Origin of the sequence: Bradyrhizobium sp. HKCCYLRH2015 (assembly GCF_051168215.1) — a bacterium.
Classification (GTDB): Bacteria; Pseudomonadota; Alphaproteobacteria; order Rhizobiales; family Xanthobacteraceae; genus Bradyrhizobium.
Genome location: NZ_JBNPUO010000026.1, coordinates 1 through 1,724, shown reverse-complemented (window position 1 = coordinate 1,724; position 1,724 = coordinate 1). Strand labels below are relative to the sequence as shown.

Here is a 1,724-nt window from a genome sequence, read left to right as displayed (position 1 = left end):
TCTTGCTGCCACAGGTCATCCTCGGAATGCCTGTCACTGAGATTATCGTGTCTCACTTGAGGGGTGCAGTCCAGCACCGTCACCGTAATTCCCATACTCACCCCGCGCGACGAGAGGCAACCAAAGAAGTCTCAGTGGGGAAGCCGACCGTTCCCGAGATCAAGAAACCTCCGAGCCGCTGAAAAACTTTCGCAGATGACCCGATATCGAGAGAATGGGCTTGCTCCGCTCGTTCTAGTGAGCAATCAATGCGACTACCCGTTGATCGTGCCAGTTGCTGGGAAGGGGGAAACCGTGGGGGAGAAGAAGCAAAGGCGCAGGAGTTGCATGACCAGTTTGAAAACGACAACAGGGCTATAAAAGAGCAAATCTTCAAAATGATAGGCCGCAATATTTCATTGTGGTCGAGGCTTGAAGGTCATCTAGTCTACGTTGCTGCTTTCCTGCTGGACGTTCCCGCGGACAAAGCAGGACTGATCTTTTATTCGATCAATTCGTTCCCGACATGGATCCAGATCATAGACGAGCTCTTTGTGTTGGAAACGCAATTTTCTGTTTGTCAAAATAGTTGGTCAGCCATCAGAAGCCGGCTCCTTAAGCTAAATGGAAAACGTGTGCGAATGGCACACCACTTCCTTCAGGGCGGAGAAGACCTTTCCGATATAATGAAGCTGTCGGACGCCGAACTCGAGTCAGACGAAGTGTATCCGAGCCTGAAACCTCATAGGCTTGATACGCGCGCAAAATGGAAGCAGCCTGCTCTCGGCGTAAGTGAAATCGCCTCATTTCCAGAGGAGATTCTTTGTGTGTCTGAAGCAATGAGTGAGTTGCTGGATAAAATGGAGCCGATCTACTTTGGACCAAAGCGAGCGGTCACTGCCATAATGGAGCAACATCTCAAAAAGCAAGCTGAACAGCAGCCGCCCGTTCCACAGGCAACTACCAAAGGGCGGGCGGAAGAATAGGATCCTGTCCAGATGATCAGGGCGACTTGGATCAAATGCTCATCATCATCGAAAGGAGCCTGCTTGTGTCGCCGGATCCCGCGGTAAACGCCGCTCGATGGTCATTTGTGGCCGCAGCAGCGAGTGTTCTAGCAACGGTCATCGTTGGTGGGATGTCGTTCCGGACTTCTAAACAGTCCCTCACTCATGCCGTCGTGATGAGCTACTTCGATGCCAACCTGACCTCGAAGCTAACGTTCCCTCCGACCGATCCAGAGGAGATGAAGGACGTCGGTCGTTTTATTGTTCGGCTTGAATATATCGCGGAACTCATCAATCAGGGCGCGATCGACCCAGCGATCGTTCCGACCACAATCAAGTGCAATATGTTGATTGCCGAGCAAATGGGCTATCGTGATCCTTATAATGCCACCACGTCTACTGCAGCCCTCCGCGAATTTCTCAAACACTACCGTGTGGGCTGCGGATCTGGTTCGGTGAAATTCTCGAAATAGATGGGCGGCATACCCGCGCAAGACCCCTCTTGCACTCGGCGGTATAGTGCGGACTCAATGGCGGATGCGACCCAAACTCTCGTTCGCCTGATCAAGCACGGCAAGTCTTCCTATGAAGTGAGGAGGTCCACGTTCTTCTATTTCGACACCAGCCCCGAAGCTGCGGTGAGAAGTTACGGTGACACTAATGGACTGCACCCCTCAAGTGAGACACGATAATCTCAGTGACAATGGGTAAAGTCATCGCATCGTGTTTTGCTTGAAC

General features: G+C 51.9%; 2 protein-coding genes. Both read left to right on the top strand.

The window, feature by feature from the left end; translation table 11 throughout:
* The first annotated feature begins 248 nt into the window (after positions 1–248).
* Complete coding sequence (locus tag ACQR1H_RS33205; protein ID WP_434908801.1) at positions 249–965, top strand: hypothetical protein; 717 nt, start codon at positions 249–251, stop codon at positions 963–965.
* 35 nt (positions 966–1,000) lie between these two features.
* The gene (locus ACQR1H_RS33200; RefSeq protein ID WP_316236525.1) at positions 1,001–1,459 is read left to right on the top strand and encodes a hypothetical protein; all 459 of its coding nucleotides are present in this window, start codon (positions 1,001–1,003) and stop codon (positions 1,457–1,459) included.
* Positions 1,460–1,724: the final 265 nt, after the last annotated feature.

Excerpts from the sequence above, each read along its gene's own strand:
- ACQR1H_RS33205 (WP_434908801.1), top strand. The coding sequence starts at position 249 with ATGCGACTACCCGTTGATCGTGCCAGTTGCTGGGAAGGGGGAAACCGT.
- ACQR1H_RS33200 (WP_316236525.1), top strand. The coding sequence starts at position 1,001 with ATGCTCATCATCATCGAAAGGAGCCTGCTTGTGTCGCCGGATCCCGCG.